This window comes from Pseudomonas sp. FBCC-B35 (assembly GCF_059133755.1).
Genome location: NZ_CP101439.1, coordinates 2,035,984 through 2,048,505, shown reverse-complemented (window position 1 = coordinate 2,048,505; position 12,522 = coordinate 2,035,984). Strand labels below are relative to the sequence as shown.

13 protein-coding genes are annotated in these 12,522 nt (G+C 64.4%); 7 read left to right on the top strand and 6 right to left on the bottom strand.

The features are described 5' to 3' along the window. Nucleotides 1-22: 22 nt before the first annotated feature. Genes NMB38_RS09480 through pedF form a run of 4 tightly spaced genes read right to left on the bottom strand, consistent with a single transcriptional unit; the run spans nt 23 to nt 3,120 of the window. Nucleotides 23-955 carry a quinoprotein relay system zinc metallohydrolase 1 gene (locus tag NMB38_RS09480; protein ID WP_128610561.1) on the bottom strand — a complete coding sequence of 311 codons (933 nt, stop codon included), beginning with the start codon at nt 953-955 and terminating at the stop codon, nt 23-25. A gap of 39 nt (nt 956-994) precedes the next feature. Continuing rightward, entirely contained in the window at nt 995-1,759 is a 765-nt protein-coding gene (locus NMB38_RS09475) for a quinoprotein dehydrogenase-associated SoxYZ-like carrier (protein WP_288650686.1), read from the bottom strand. Between the two features lie 9 nt (nt 1,760-1,768). Further along, nucleotides 1,769-2,662 (bottom strand): substrate-binding periplasmic protein, encoded by an 894-nt coding sequence (locus tag NMB38_RS09470; protein WP_494355017.1) that lies wholly within the window; start codon nt 2,660-2,662, stop codon nt 1,769-1,771. Beyond that, on the bottom strand, nt 2,659-3,120 hold the full coding sequence (gene pedF / locus NMB38_RS09465) for a cytochrome c-550 PedF (RefSeq protein ID WP_027914778.1): 462 nt from the start codon (nt 3,118-3,120) through the stop codon (nt 2,659-2,661). The genes NMB38_RS09470 and pedF overlap by 4 nt, the downstream gene beginning before the upstream one ends. A gap of 251 nt (nt 3,121-3,371) precedes the next feature. Between pedF and exaA the strand changes: the two genes are divergently transcribed. Further along, on the top strand, nt 3,372-5,267 hold the full coding sequence (gene exaA / locus NMB38_RS09460; RefSeq protein WP_027914777.1) for a quinoprotein ethanol dehydrogenase: 1,896 nt from the start codon (nt 3,372-3,374) through the stop codon (nt 5,265-5,267). A 62-nt stretch (nt 5,268-5,329) separates the two neighbouring features. Further along, the gene (locus tag NMB38_RS09455; protein WP_494355016.1) at nt 5,330-5,989 is read left to right on the top strand and encodes a pentapeptide repeat-containing protein; all 660 of its coding nucleotides are present in this window, start codon (nt 5,330-5,332) and stop codon (nt 5,987-5,989) included. A gap of 14 nt (nt 5,990-6,003) precedes the next feature. Here NMB38_RS09455 and NMB38_RS09450 read toward each other — a convergent pair whose 3' ends face one another. Both NMB38_RS09450 and NMB38_RS09445 read right to left on the bottom strand, forming a co-directional pair. After that, nucleotides 6,004-6,642 (bottom strand): response regulator, encoded by a 639-nt coding sequence (locus NMB38_RS09450; RefSeq protein WP_027914775.1) that lies wholly within the window; start codon nt 6,640-6,642, stop codon nt 6,004-6,006. Beyond that, nucleotides 6,639-7,922 carry a HAMP domain-containing sensor histidine kinase gene (locus tag NMB38_RS09445; protein WP_494355015.1) on the bottom strand — a complete coding sequence of 428 codons (1,284 nt, stop codon included), beginning with the start codon at nt 7,920-7,922 and terminating at the stop codon, nt 6,639-6,641. The genes NMB38_RS09450 and NMB38_RS09445 overlap by 4 nt, the downstream gene beginning before the upstream one ends. Nucleotides 7,923-8,069: 147 nt before the next feature. Here NMB38_RS09445 and NMB38_RS09440 point away from each other — a divergent pair, with 147 nt between their 5' ends. From NMB38_RS09440 to NMB38_RS09420, 5 genes are all read left to right on the top strand, one after another. After that, nucleotides 8,070-9,263 carry an ABC transporter substrate-binding protein gene (locus NMB38_RS09440; RefSeq protein ID WP_027914773.1) on the top strand — a complete coding sequence of 398 codons (1,194 nt, stop codon included), beginning with the start codon at nt 8,070-8,072 and terminating at the stop codon, nt 9,261-9,263. A gap of 29 nt (nt 9,264-9,292) precedes the next feature. After that, nucleotides 9,293-10,282, top strand: coding sequence for a YVTN family beta-propeller repeat protein (locus tag NMB38_RS09435; protein WP_239932101.1), 990 nt, complete (start codon nt 9,293-9,295; stop codon nt 10,280-10,282). Beyond that, nucleotides 10,279-11,019 (top strand): ABC transporter ATP-binding protein, encoded by a 741-nt coding sequence (locus NMB38_RS09430; RefSeq protein ID WP_027914771.1) that lies wholly within the window; start codon nt 10,279-10,281, stop codon nt 11,017-11,019. Before NMB38_RS09435 ends, NMB38_RS09430 begins: the two co-directional genes overlap by 4 nt. Next, nucleotides 11,019-11,810: an ABC transporter permease gene (locus NMB38_RS09425; protein ID WP_027914770.1), complete on the top strand. Its 792-nt coding sequence runs from the start codon at nt 11,019-11,021 to the stop codon at nt 11,808-11,810. Before NMB38_RS09430 ends, NMB38_RS09425 begins: the two co-directional genes overlap by 1 nt. 133 nt (nt 11,811-11,943) lie before the next feature. Continuing rightward, on the top strand, nt 11,944-12,504 hold the full coding sequence (locus NMB38_RS09420) for a PQQ-dependent catabolism-associated CXXCW motif protein (protein WP_027914769.1): 561 nt from the start codon (nt 11,944-11,946) through the stop codon (nt 12,502-12,504). Nucleotides 12,505-12,522 lie beyond the last annotated feature (18 nt).

Here is a 12,522-nt window from a genome sequence, read left to right as displayed (position 1 = left end):
AGGGAACAGGGCCTGGCCGTTATCAGGGCCTCACATCCACCCGTTGCATCACCTGCTTTTCATAGCGTGGGTACAGGTGACTGACACTTCGAATCAGCTCATAGCGCGTCAGGCTGATCGCGGCAAACCGCTCGGGCACAGGGCTGCGGATCATCTCGACCATGTCGGCGCCCTGCTCGGCGCCTTCGCGCATCAGGCCATCCAGCCAACGCAGGTAATCGTGCATCTGGGCAAAGGGCCTGCTATCGCTTGCGACAGGGCCATGGCCCGGTACCAGTTGCTGCCAGGGCAAGGCCTGCAACGTGTCCAGGTCACGTTGCCAGACGTCCAGCCCCGGGCTGTTGGGCGTGGTCAGGGCACGCTCGTAGAACACCAGGTCGCCCGCGAACAGCACGCCGGTCGTTTCATCGAAAATGGCCAGGTCAGCGCCGGTATGCCCTGCCAAGCCCAACAGGCGCAGTCGATGCCCGCCCACTTCACGCCTGCCGGGTTGTACCACCTCGGTCGGCAAGACCACTTCGGTGCCTCGCATCCAGTCACCGACCAGACGGTACATGTTCTCGGCCATGGCATCGCCCTGCTGGCGCAACAGCTCGGTCGTACCGGCCAGTGCAGCGATCGGCACCTCGGCGAATGCCTGGTTGCCCAGCACATGATCCGGGTGGTGATGGGTCAACAGGACTTCGATGACGGGCTTGTCCGTGACCCCGGCGATTGCCTGGCGCATGGCCTCCCCATAGCGCTTGGACGGCCCACTATCGATCACCACCACACCGGCGTCGGTCACGATGAACGCCGTGTTCACGACATTGCCGCCGTTGGCCTTCTGGAAATTGTCGGTACTGCCTTCAAGTACCCAGGTGCCCTGGGCGATCTGTCGCGGCGCTAGCCGGTAGTCGAAGTCGGCCAGCGCCGGCAGGCCCACGCCCAGCAGCAAGAGCATCATCCATCGCATCAGGTACCTCCCATGGGCATGAAACCACGCCGGCCACGTTCAAGGCACGGCGGCTTCGAACCGATTGCCGCTGTTGTCCTGAAGCACCAGGCGGATAGGCCCCGGTGCGCGTACATCGAACCCAAGGCTTGGGTTTTCACTGACCGCCGGATAAAGCACCAAGGTCGCGATCTGCTGCCCGTGTTCATCCAGCAACTCAGCTTGGTTGATGAAGAACTCGGGAATCCCGCTGACCAGGCCATTGTCCATGGGGTGAGCGATCTGCAGGCGCAAGCGGCTGCCATCCTGGCGCCGATAGCGCCCCCCGAGCACTTCACCCAAGTGCTCCTCCCATCCAGGCTGGGTGCGCACCACGCTGGGTGCGGTGCACCCCCCACCCGCTGCGTCGACCAGGACCGATCCCACATGCCAAGTGCCGTCGCGGGTCAGCGCCGCTGCGCGTAACGGCGTAGCCTGCTCGACCCGGATGCGCACCGACAACCAGGGCATGACCTGTTCCCCAGGTTCGAAGTCGACGATGCGCGGCAACGGATTGAGCTCGGCCCAGGCCAGAATCCGCACCACGTCAGGCAAGGCCCGAGCATCGATCTCCAGCGGGACCTGGCGAGCATCCTCGGCAAAAGGCGGCGCCAGCACCTTGACCCGATCATCGAAGACGAACGGCGCCTGGTTCAAGATCTGCTTGTGGTAGAACGCCCACATCACCGAAGGGACAGGGTCGGCATTGCTGGCAGGTGTACCGCCCAGCCCATGAGCCGACCCGCTCAGGATGCACACCAGCCCCAATCCCGCTCGCCAGTTCATCGTCCGCTCCTATTGGTACATCTCCGGGACTTCGTAGCGCAGCACGTAGTGCGCGTAGAGCGCCTGCATGCGCCCCTCGCGGATCATCGTTTCCAGGGTTTCTTCCAGGGCATAGGCCAGCTGCCGGTTGCTTTCGTGCACCGCCATTCCGATTTCCCAAACCTGCTTGCCCAGGCTGGGGTAGGCGTTTTCAGCCACCTGCAGGTGCCGATCGCGGGCCTGGTGCAGTTGCCAATCCACTTCACCGCGCATGGCCATCACCGCATCCACCTCGCCCTTGCCCATGGCCGCGAACGCTCGCTGCACGCTGGGGTAGTGGCGCGCGCTGGCACGCAGTAGCCCGTCGAACACCGATGTCAGGTAGAACGAAGGCACGCTGTCCACCTCGACCCCGACCGGGTGACCCTCTAGCGCCGCGATACTACTGACCGCAGGCAGGCGCCTGCGATCGAACGCCACCTGCCAGCGCTCCTGCTGGTAAGGGCCGAACATCACCACCTGGCCGTTTTCCAGCTCGCCCAATTCGTTGCGCTTCTGGGTATAGGCCTGGTCGTAGGGCACGCGCATCATCACATCGGCCAGCTGCTGGTGACGCAGCGGGCTTGCTCGCCAGATGTAATCGCGCAGGTCGTCGTCGAGCTTCTCGCCAGGCGGTGCCCAGATCAGTTGCAGGCGTACGCCCAACCCGTCGGCCAGCGCCTGCGCCAGCTCCACGTCCACCCCACGGGCCTGGCCATGGTCCTGGAAACTGTAGGGGGCAAAGTCCTTGTAGACCGCCACCTTGAGCTCGCCTGCGGCGATGATCGAATCGTAGTTGCGCACCTGCGCCTGCACCGCCGCACCCCCTAGCAGCAGGCCGGCAATGGCGCAGAACATGGCCGCCCAGTGGCGCACGACGTTCATTCCTCCACGTGCACGCTGTCCAGGTAAGTGCGCACTGCCCAGAGCGCTTCCTGGCTCAGGTAGTCCGCCATCTTGGGCATGTATACGCGGCCATCGCGTACGGCACCGTGACGCACACGTTCGACGAACCACTCATCACCCGCTTCACCGACGTCGAGCATGCGCAGGTCAGGCGCGATGCCGCCGGACTTGGCTTCAAGACCATGACACGCCGCGCAGTTCTGGTTGTACGCCGACGCCCCGATTTCGACCGCCTTGTCGTGCTCGGGCGACTCGCGGTAAGGGTTGACCGCCGCCCAGCCATCGGCATCCAGGCTCACGCCAGCCTCCTTGATCGGGGTCAGCCCCTGGGTCTCCACCGCCTGCGGCACCACGTTGCCATGGGCCCAGGCCGACCCGGTCAACACGGCACCGGCCAACAGGCCGGCAGCCAGCACGACGTTGCGTTTGATTGTCATTGTTATGCCCTCACGGTTGCACGCAAGGCCTCAACCACAGAGGCCGTGCCGCCATCTTAGAAACCGCGGCGCCGGGGCCGTATGCTGCTTTGGTGGTCGGGTGCTCGTTCCTTGGTAGTAGGGCTTGCGACGACGTGCGAAAAGAGGTTGGCGGTGGGAAGTTTTCCCGGCCTCGGCGGGATTTTCTCCCTGTTGCGCAGCGTCCGGACGGACCACGCTGTGCGGGCCAAACTCCACAGGGAATTGCAACCATGACAACAAGATCGCTACCCGCCCCGTCTCCCCTGGCCCTGAGCGTGAAGGCCCTGCTGCTGGCCGCAAGCCTGGCCACCGGGACAGTGGCCACGGCGGCAACCACAAGCCCGGCACCTGCCAGCAAGAACGTGACCTGGGAAGACATCGCCAACGACCACCTCACGACTGGAGACGTCCTGCAATACGGCATGGGCACCAACGCCCAGCGCTGGAGCCCGCTGGCCCAGGTCAACGACAAGAACGTGTTCAAGCTGACCCCGGCCTGGTCTTACTCCTTTGGTGACGAAAAGCAACGTGGCCAGGAGTCTCAGGCTATTGTCAGCGACGGCGTGGTGTACGTCACCGGCTCCTACTCGCGGGTATTCGCCCTCGATGCCAAGACCGGCAAACGCCTGTGGACCTACAATCACCGCCTGCCGGACAACATTCGCCCGTGCTGCGACGTGGTAAACCGTGGCGCTGCCATTTACGGCGACAAGGTCTACTTTGGCACGCTGGACGCCCGGGTCATCGCGCTGAACAAACACACCGGCAAGGTGGTGTGGAACAAGAAATTCGGCGACCACAGCGCCGGCTACACCATGACCGGGGCGCCTGTGCTGGTCAAGGACAAGACCAGCGGCAAGGTGCTGCTGATCCACGGCAGCTCCGGCGACGAATTCGGCGTGGTGGGCCAGCTGTTCGCCCGTGACCCGGAAACCGGCGAGGAAGTGTGGATGCGCCCCTTCGTCGAGGGCCACATGGGCCGCCTCAATGGCAAGGACAGCACCCCTACTGGCAACGTCAAGGCACCGTCCTGGCCGGATGACCCGACCACCGAAACCGGCAAGGTGGAGGCCTGGAGCCACGGCGGCGGCGCACCCTGGCAGAGTGCAAGCTTCGATGCCCAAAGCAATACCATCATCGTTGGTGCCGGCAACCCAGGCCCCTGGAACACCTGGGCACGCACCGCCAAGGACGGCAACCCGCACGATTACGACAGCCTCTATACCTCCGGCCAGGTGGGCGTGGACCCCAGCACTGGCGAGGTCAAATGGTTCTACCAGCACACCCCCAACGACGCCTGGGACTTCTCTGGCAACAACGAGCTGGTGCTGTTCGACTACAAGGACAAGCAAGGCAAGGTGATCAAGGCCACAGGGCATGCCGACCGCAACGGTTTCTTCTACGTGGTCGATCGCAACGACGGCAAGCTGCAGAACGCCTTCCCCTTCGTCGACAACATCACCTGGGCCAGTCACATCGACCTCAAGACCGGCCGTCCCGTGGAAAATCCAGGGCAACGGCCCGCCAAGCCGCTGCCGGGAGAAACCAAGGGCAAGCCGGTGGAAGTGTCGCCACCCTTCCTGGGCGGCAAGAACTGGAACCCCATGGCCTACAGCCAGGACACCGGTCTTTTCTACATCCCGGGCAACCAGTGGAAAGAGGAATACTGGACCGAGGAAGTGAACTACAAGAAAGGCTCCGCTTACCTGGGCATGGGCTTTCGCATCAAGCGCATGTACGACGACCACGTAGGCACCCTGCGCGCCATGGACCCGACCACCGGCAAGCTGGTGTGGGAACACAAGGAGCACCTGCCGCTGTGGGCCGGGGTGCTGGCGACCAAGGGCAACCTGGTGTTCACCGGAACCGGTGACGGTTTCTTCAAGGCTTTCGACGCCAAGACCGGCAAAGAGCTTTGGAAATTCCAGACGGGCAGCGGCATCGTTTCCCCGCCCATTACCTGGGAGCAGGACGGGGAGCAATACATCGGTGTCACTGTCGGCTATGGCGGGGCGGTGCCGCTGTGGGGCGGCGACATGGCCGAACTGACCAAGCCAGTGGCCCAGGGCGGTTCGTTCTGGGTGTTCAAGATACCGAGTTGGGACACCACGACTGCTCAACGTTGACCGACAGCGGGGCGCGCTCCGGCTGCGCCCCGCCCTTTTGCGCCTGTCCAGGGAACTCGATCATGACCTTTCTACCACTGGCCTTGTTGCTGGCCATCACTCCCGCGTTGGCGCTGGCCACTGATAGCGATGACGGCGACACGCCGTTGAGCATCAACGGCTGCGTGATCGCCGAAGCCAGCCAATGCCCCGGCGCCAACCTGCGGGGCGCCAAGCTGGCCAATCAGGACCTGCGCAAGATGAACCTGGCCGGCGCCGACCTGCGCGATGCCGACCTGCGCCACGCCCGGCTGGACCTGGCCAATCTCGAAAAAGCCCGGTTGCAGGGCGCCAACCTGACCCGCGCCAGCCTGCAGCAAAGCAACCTGCGCCTGGCCGACCTGAGCAGTGCACGGCTGATGGCCATCCAGGGCTGGGGGCTGTTTGCCCAAGGCGCCCACTTCACCAACGCCGACCTGAGCGCTGCCTACCTGCAATTCGCCCGGCTCTCGGGCGCCAGGATGCAGCAGGCCAACTTGCAGGCTGCCGACCTGGAAATGGCCTGGCTGAACAAGACCGACTTGCGCGGCGCGCATCTGAACGATGCCAACCTCCAAGAAGCCAAGCTTGGGCAGAGCAACCTCGAACAAGCCAAGCTGGAAGGCGCGCGCCTTCACTACGGCAACTTCCAGGACGCCAACATGCAAGGCTGCAGCGGCTGCCCAGCCACCTGGGAACATTGACTTCGAGCACTCGGCTAACCCGCTACACGTACCAGACCCAGGTCGATGCCCACGTGCACCAGTTCAGCATGGGAGCCGACCTGCAGTTTGCTCTTGAGCATGGTCAGGTGATTGGAGACGGTCTTTGCACTGATACACAGCTGCTCGGCGATCGACCGGGCCGGTGTGCCGCGAACCAGCATCACGAAGATTTCCAGCTCCCGCTGGGTCAGGCGTTGCAGCCTGGGATCACAAGCATCGTGCGTCGAGCTGCAGGCCAGTTGGGTAGCCAGCCCCTGCTCGATGTACGCGTATCCGGCAAGCACGCGCTGTACGGCCTCGACCAGAACCTGCGGGGCCGAGCTCTTGGTCAGATAGCCGGCCGCGCCGGCGTCCAGCGCCTGGCGTACCAGTGGCAGCTCGTCATGCATGCTGAAGAACAGCACCCGCAACTGCGGCAGGCGCTGGCGCAGGCGTCGGGTGGTTTCCAGCCCACTGATGCCGGGCAGGCCGAAGTCCATGATCACCAGATTCGGTACCTGCTCCTGCACGCGAGCCAGGGCTTCTTCACCGCTGGCAGCCTCACGCACCTGCATCGATGGCAACACGGCGCGCAGCAGGCTGGCGTAGCCTTGGCGAACCACGGCGTGGTCGTCGACCAGCACGATATTCATGACACCTCCAGGGGAATCGTCAGGGCCAGTGCCCACCCGGCACCGGGACGGGTGAGAATGCGCAGTTCACCGCCCAGGCTGCGGGCGCGCTCGGCCATTGAATGCAAACCTACCCCGGGCCGCCCAGGCTGGCTGGCGCCGCAGCCGTCGTCGCGAACCAGAAGGCGCAGCCCGTTGGCGCCCCGTTGCAGGCTTATCCGCACCTGACGGGCGTGGGCATGGCGAGCGACGTTGGTCAGCGCTTCCTGCAACAACCGGTACAGATGCGTGCGTTGGGTAGATGACAGCGCCGGCAACTGGGCCCCGACCCGCAAATGACACTCGATGGCCTGGCTGGCACGCCATTGGCTCACCAACTGGTCGAGGGCTTCGGCCATGGGCAGGTGCTGCAGCGCAACCGGGTACAAGTCCCGTATCAAGGCTCGGAAACCGAACTGCAAGCCTGCACAGTTGCGCTCCAGCGTCTGGGTGGTTTGTCGCACCTGCTCAGGTTGGTGGGCACACAATTGCAACAGACACACCTGGGCGCGGATGCCGGCCACGTACTGGCCCAGGTCGTCGTGCAGCGCCTGAGCCAGCCGCGTGCGTTCCTGCTCCTGGACCGCCAGCAAAGCGCCAGTCAGTTGCTGGTTGTCGGCCTGGGCCTGCTCGATCGCCGCGGCCATCTGGTTGAAGTGCCCGGCCAATTGGCGCGCTTGCGGGCCACCGGTCACTTGCAGACGCACGTCCAACTGCCCTTGCGACACCTGGCGCAATGCACGCAGCAGCGCAGCCAGCAGGCGCAGCCCGCGCTGCACGGCCCAACTGATGGACAGCAGGCTCATGGCCAACGCGACAGCACATACCGCCAGCAGCTGTTGCAGCGAGTCCCAGACTTCATCGACCTCATCGCGTGCGTCCACGCTCAACGCGACGCGGCGGCCATCATCGAGTACCAGCATACGGGTGCTGTCGTAGTGCTCGCCTGCCAGCACCGTGCCCAACCAGCCATCGAGCCCGGCCTCGGACGGCACCGCCGTTTTTTCAGGCTCGCCAGGGTTCAGCCAATGCACGCGCACGTGGCGCAGGTGCTCGGTCAGCACAGGTTGCAGGCTCGCCGGGTCGTGGCTGGCGGCTTGGGCCATGTACGCCATCACCGCTTCGGCCGACTGCAACTCCCGCTTCACATCGGCTGATGCCTGGTGCAGCACGACCCCCGCGCAGGCCAGGGTCAACACCGCGAAACAGCCAGCGACCCACAGGTTGATACGCCAGAGGGCAGACAGATTGACAGCATGCATGACCAGGCTCCAGGGCAACTGCTGCCATCCTAGGGCGCCACGCCAGCGCACCCGCTACTACCTTGGTAGCGGCTGGGCGCTACTTTCTGCATATTCCCCGGCCCCGGCAGGCTTTCTATGCTGGCGCCATCTGCCGTGGAGTGCGATATGCGCCAGCCTGCCCACCTTGTCCTGACTTGCCTGCTGACCTTGCTTGCGCCGACGGCCTGGGCTCAGAACGAAAGGGCCGACACACAGGCCGTGAGCCCCTTGCAGATCCGTATCGGCTACCTGAGCTATCGCCCTGACAGCGGCCCGCTGTTGTCCACTATCTGGCCTGAACCGAACGATGCCGGCCTGCAAGGGGCACAGTTAGCCGTTGCCGACAGCAATACCACCGGGCGGTTTCTCAAGCAGCAGTTCGCGCTGGTCAGCGCACGTGCCGACTCCGCCGAGCAACTGCTGCATGCCGCCCAGGCCCAGCATGGGGACGGCGTGCGGTTGTTCGTCATCAACGCGCCGGTCGCCAGCCTGCGGGCCTTGTCTGCGGCCCTGCCCGACAGCCTGCTGTTCAATGCCGGCAGCCCGGATGACGCCATACGCAGCGTGCAGTGCCTGGGCAATGTGCTGCACGCCCTGCCTGGGCGGGCGATGCTGGCCGATGCGCTGGTGCAGTTTCTGGTGCTGCGCAAATGGCAGCGCGGGTTGCTGATCGTCGGGCAGACCCCGGACGATGAAGCCTACGCCGCCGCGCTGCGCCGCGCGGCCAAGCGCTTTGGCCTGCAACTAGTGGCCGAGAAGCGCTGGACGTTCGACAACGACCAGCGCCGCAGCGCCCAGGCCGACATGCCGCTGTTCACTCAGGCGCGCGAATACGACGTGGTGCTGGTGGCTGATGAACGGGGCGACTTCGGCGAATACGTGCCCTACCAGACCTGGTTGCCACGCCCGGTCGCCGGCACTCAGGGCCTGACGCCCACCGGCTGGCACAAGACCGTAGAAACGTTTGGCGCCGCGCAATTGCAAAAACGCTTCGAAGCGCAGGCCGGCCGTTGGATGAACGACCGCGATTTCGCAGCGTGGATGGCCGTGCGCAGCATCGCCACGGCCGTCAGCAAGCTGCGCGAGGCCAAGCCCAGGGCCTTGCAGCAACTGCTTGTGAGCGAACAACTGCCACTCGACGGTTTCAAGGGGCGCAAGCTCAGCTACAGGCCCTGGAATGGCGAGCTGCGCCAACCCATCCCCCTGGTGCAGCCCAGAGCCCTGGTCAGCACCTCACCGCAGGAAGGCTTCCTGCACCCTTCCAACGAGATGGACAGCCTGGGATTCGACAAGGCCGATGTGACCTGCACTTACCCCTGACACGCCCACACAATAACAAGGAACCTGTCATGCGCCGCCGCCCCTCATCACGCTGCCTGCTGTGCGCCCGTCTTCTGCCGGTCGTGCTGGCCCTGGCCGGCGAGCCTGCTCTGGCCGCCACCGCCTGGGTGTCCAACGAGAAGGACAACACCCTGAGCCTGATCGACCTGCAGACCTTGACGGTGACCGACACCCTGCCCGTCGGCCAACGCCCGCGCGGCCTGCTGCTGTCGCACGACAACAAGCTGCTGTACATCTGCGCCAGCGATTCGGATCGGGTGCAGGTGATGGACGTGGCCAGCCGCACCCTCGTCAAGGAACTCCCGTCAGGCAAAGACCCCGAGCAATTCGCCCTGCATCCCAACGACCGTTGGTTGTACGTGTCAAACGAAGACGATGCCCTGGTCACGGTCATCGACACCGTTAGCGACACGGTGCTGGCCCAGGTGGATGTGGGCATCGAACCTGAGGGCATGGCCGTGAGCCCGGATGGCAAATGGGCGGTCAACACCAGCGAAACCACCAACATGCTGCACTGGATCGACACCCAGACCCAGACCTTGGCCGACAGCACCCCGGTGGACCAGCGCCCCCGTTTCGTGGAATTCAGCCAGGATGGCAAGCACCTGTGGGCGTCGGCAGAAATCGGCGGCACGGTCACCATCCTGGACGTGGCTTCGCGTAAGGTGCTCAAGACCCTGAACTTCGCCATCAAGGGCGTGCACCCTGACAAAGTCCAGCCAGTGGGCATCAAGCTCAGCGCCGATGGCAAGTACGCGTTCGTGGCACTGGGCCCGGCCAATCATGTGGCGGTGGTCGATGCCAGGACATTCGAAGTGCTGGACTACCTGCTGGTGGGGCGTCGCGTCTGGCAGCTGGCCTTCACCCCAGACCAGCAGCAACTGCTGGCCACCAATGGCGTGAGCGGCGACGTGTCGGTGATCGACGTGGCCAGCCTCAAGGTGCTCAAATCGATCAAGGTCGGCCGCTATCCATGGGGTGTGGTGGTCACGCCATGAACGCGCTGCACATTGATGGGGTCAGTTTCGCCTATGGTCAGCGCGCGGCACTCAGGGACGTGACCTTCAGCCTGACGCCCGGCCACTTCACCGCCTTGCTGGGGCCGAACGGCGCCGGCAAGTCGACCTTGATTGCCTTGATGACCTGCCTGTATGACGTGCAGCACGGCGATATCCAGGTCTTGGGTTATTCGCTGCGCCGTCAGCCTCGGGCAGCGCTAGGGCAGCTGGGCGTCGTGTTTCAGCAGAGCACGCTGGACCTGGACCTTAGCGTGGAACAGAACCTGCGCTATCACGCAGCGCTGCATGGGATGCCCCGGCGGGAGGCCCAGCGCCGCGTGGACGCCGAACTGGCCCGCCAAGGGCTGGGAGAGCGGCGCCGTGACCCCGTGCGCGAACTCAATGTTGGGCACAGGCGCCGCGTCGAAATCGCCCGGGCACTGCTGCACGGGCCCCGCCTGTTGCTACTCGACGAAGCCAGCGTTGGCCTGGATCCGCCCAGCCGGCAAGCACTCAACCAGCACGTGCGTAGCTTGTGCCACAGCGATCGGCGCTTGAGCGTGCTGTGGACCACTCACCTACTCGATGAAGTGCAGGCGACCGATGACCTGGTCATCCTGCACCAGGGTCGGGTGGTGGCAAATGGGCCTGCCGAGGCCATGATGCAGCCCCACGGCGGCGATCTGGGCCGTACGTTCGCCTATCACACGTGTAACACGGCTGGAGCGCCCGCCTGATGAACGCCTACTGGTACTGCTTTAGCGGCATCCTCATGCGTGAAGCCCTGCGGTTCGTGCGCCAACGCACGCGTCTGATCAGCGCACTGGTGCGCCCCTTGTTGTGGCTGGTGGTGTTCGCTGCCGGGTTTCGTGCTGCACTGGGCATCGCCATCATCGAGCCATACGACAGCTACATTCCCTACGAGGTCTACATCGTGCCGGGCCTGGCCTGCATGATCCTGCTGTTCAATGGCATGCAAGGTTCGCTATCGATGGTCTACGACCGGGAGATGGGCAGTATGCGGGTGCTGCTGACCAGCCCGCTGCCCAGGGCCTTTCTGTTGTGCAGCAAGCTTTTGGCGACGTCGCTTATCTCTGTGCTACAGGTGTACATCTTCATCGCCATCGCTTGGCTTTACGGCATTCAGCCCCCGGTCGGCGGCCTGGGGCTGGCCCTGCCCGCGGTACTGCTCGTGGGGTTCATGCTCAGCGCACTGGGGCTGTTGCTGTCCAATGCCATCCGCCAACTGGAGAATTTTGCCGGGGTGATGAATTTCGTGATCTTCCCCTTGTTCTTTCTGTCGTCGGCGCTCTATCCGCTTTGGAAAATGCAGGAGGCCAGCCAGTGGCTTTACTGGCTGTGTGCGGTCAACCCGTTCACCCACGCCGTCGAGCTGGTGCGCTTCGCGCTCTACGAGCGGCTGAGCCTCCTGGCGCTGGCGGTATGCCTGACGCTGAGCATGCTGTTCACGCTGCTGGCTATCGTCACCTTCAACCCGCAGCACGCCGCCCTGCGCAAACCACGGTGAGGTGCCCCGGTGGACCGTGCGCTGCAGGGGAGGCTCGCCTCTACTACTTTGGTACTGCCCAGGGTGTCTATGGTCGCATTCACAAAGCCGTGGCACTGGCATGTAATGCGCTTATAACAAGAAGGAACAGACCATGCCACGTGCCCTCCAAAGGCTGCCCCTGTGCTTGCTGGCCGCCGCCTCGCTGAGCCTTCTGCTGGGCCATGCCCAGGCCGCCGCCCCACCGACGTTCACGCCAGATGGCTACCGCGCCACGCTGTACCGCAGCCCGACCCCGCCGCAGGTCGAAGGTGGCAAGGTGATAGACACTGCCGCGCTGCAATCGATGATGCGGGGGCATCCGGCCCCTGTCCTGATCGACGTCTACCGCCGCCAGTGGCTGCATGAACGCTTCATCGAAGACGAGCCCCACGCCAACCTGCCTGGCAGCCTGTGGCTGCCCAACACCGGCGACGGCGTGCTCAGCCCTGCCTGGCAAGGTTACTTCGAGCATCACCTGCGTCAGGCCACAGGGGGGCAGCCTCATTACCCTGTCGTCTTCTATTGTCGGTCCGATTGCTGGTTGAGCTGGAACGCGGTAAAACGCGCAGCACACCTGGGCTACACCAACCTCTACTGGTACCGCGACGGGCTAGACGCCTGGCAGCAGGCCGACCTGCCCGTGCAGACGGCCCAGCCAGCAGCGTTTCCCTGACAGCTTGCTTGCCCCTGC

Bases quoted from the DNA above. Each gene is read 5' to 3' on its own strand.
- NMB38_RS09480 (WP_128610561.1), bottom strand. From the start codon at position 955: ATGCGATGGATGATGCTCTTGCTGCTGGGCGTGGGCCTGCCGGCGCTG.
- NMB38_RS09475 (WP_288650686.1), bottom strand. From the start codon at position 1,759: ATGAACTGGCGAGCGGGATTGGGGCTGGTGTGCATCCTGAGCGGGTCG.
- NMB38_RS09470 (WP_494355017.1), bottom strand. From the start codon at position 2,662: ATGAACGTCGTGCGCCACTGGGCGGCCATGTTCTGCGCCATTGCCGGC.
- pedF (WP_027914778.1), bottom strand. From the start codon at position 3,120: ATGACAATCAAACGCAACGTCGTGCTGGCTGCCGGCCTGTTGGCCGGT.
- exaA (WP_027914777.1), top strand. From the start codon at position 3,372: ATGACAACAAGATCGCTACCCGCCCCGTCTCCCCTGGCCCTGAGCGTG.
- NMB38_RS09455 (WP_494355016.1), top strand. From the start codon at position 5,330: ATGACCTTTCTACCACTGGCCTTGTTGCTGGCCATCACTCCCGCGTTG.
- NMB38_RS09450 (WP_027914775.1), bottom strand. From the start codon at position 6,642: ATGAATATCGTGCTGGTCGACGACCACGCCGTGGTTCGCCAAGGCTAC.
- NMB38_RS09445 (WP_494355015.1), bottom strand. From the start codon at position 7,922: ATGCATGCTGTCAATCTGTCTGCCCTCTGGCGTATCAACCTGTGGGTC.
- NMB38_RS09440 (WP_027914773.1), top strand. From the start codon at position 8,070: ATGCGCCAGCCTGCCCACCTTGTCCTGACTTGCCTGCTGACCTTGCTT.
- NMB38_RS09435 (WP_239932101.1), top strand. From the start codon at position 9,293: ATGCGCCGCCGCCCCTCATCACGCTGCCTGCTGTGCGCCCGTCTTCTG.
- NMB38_RS09430 (WP_027914771.1), top strand. From the start codon at position 10,279: ATGAACGCGCTGCACATTGATGGGGTCAGTTTCGCCTATGGTCAGCGC.
- NMB38_RS09425 (WP_027914770.1), top strand. From the start codon at position 11,019: ATGAACGCCTACTGGTACTGCTTTAGCGGCATCCTCATGCGTGAAGCC.
- NMB38_RS09420 (WP_027914769.1), top strand. From the start codon at position 11,944: ATGCCACGTGCCCTCCAAAGGCTGCCCCTGTGCTTGCTGGCCGCCGCC.